This is a genomic window from Candidatus Skiveiella danica, from assembly GCF_022705245.1.
In the GTDB taxonomy this organism is placed as follows: Bacteria; Pseudomonadota; Gammaproteobacteria; order Burkholderiales; family Burkholderiaceae_C; genus Skiveiella; species Skiveiella danica.
This window is the reverse complement of record NZ_JAKJEW010000094.1, coordinates 1-975: the sequence shown is the minus strand read 5'-3', so window position 1 is coordinate 975 and position 975 is coordinate 1. Positions and strand designations below refer to the sequence as shown.

The window sequence follows — 975 nt, the reverse complement described above, 5'->3', positions numbered from 1 at the left end:
TATTTCATGACGATCCCCGAGGCCGCGCAGCTGGTGCTCCAGGCCGGGCTGATGGGGCGGTCGGGCCAGATCTTCGTTCTGGACATGGGCGAGCCGGTGAAAATCGTGGAGCTCGCGCGTATGCTGATTCGTCTCTCGGGCAAGACCGAACAGGACATTCCAATCGCGTTTACCGGGCTGCGGCCCGGCGAGAAGCTCTACGAGGAGCTGCTGGCCAACGATGAGACCACTGCGCCGACACCGCACCCCAAGCTGCGCGTGGCCATCACGAGTGGCCAGCAGGTTGTCGTGGCGGCCGAGGTGCTTCAGTGGATTGAAACCGTTGGGCCGGCGCCTGACCGGGCGTTGTTGCGCGACTGGCTGCGACACCAGGTGCCCGAGTACACCTTTCAGGCTTGATTTCTGACAGGGACGCTATCAATCCGGCATCTTATGGTCATTTCCAGCTATTGAAACTGAGAAAACCTCAGCCAGTGATACCGGTTCTGTGCAGGATGTCGTTGACCAGTTCCAGCCGCACTAGCGGGTTGTCGAGCTGCATCAGTCGCTGCTTCAGCTCCAGCGGCAAGGGCAGGATCTCGCACCAGCGGTTGGCCAGCCAGCCGCAGTCGTCAAGGCGCATCGGCCCCTGGAGCGGCGGGGGAGCGTTTTCAGCGGTTTGGCGGGCTTTCAGGGATTCCAGCAGACGCTCAAGGGCATCGGCGGTGGCCTTCAGATCGTCGGGGACCGGGACGGTGAGGTCGTCCTCCAGCCGCCCGACATCGGCGATCCACAGGCCGTGCTTGAGTTGCATGGAGCGGGAAATGCGGAACCGCTGTTCGCCGTGGCAGCGGATCGTCATCAGGCCGGGCTGAGGGGTTTGAAGCGCCGTGATGGTGGCGAGCGTCCCGACGCTGTAGAAAACCTCCGCGCCACCGCCGGGTCGACGGACTTCGGCGCCCTGCGCCAAAGTCACCACGCCAAACGGCGCGCCGG

Annotated in this window: 2 protein-coding genes; one reads left to right on the top strand and one right to left on the bottom strand. The window is 63.9% G+C overall.

Annotated elements, in window-relative coordinates; all coding sequences use genetic code 11:
* The coding region (locus ACMUOY_RS20155) for a polysaccharide biosynthesis protein (RefSeq protein WP_413894516.1) at positions 1–399 on the top strand (399 nt) is incomplete at its 5' end.
* A gap of 67 nt (positions 400–466) precedes the next feature.
* On the opposite strand, the gene ACMUOY_RS20150 is transcribed toward ACMUOY_RS20155, so the two are convergent.
* A partial coding sequence (locus ACMUOY_RS20150; protein ID WP_413894515.1) for an LON peptidase substrate-binding domain-containing protein occupies positions 467–975 on the bottom strand: 509 nt, incomplete at its 5' end.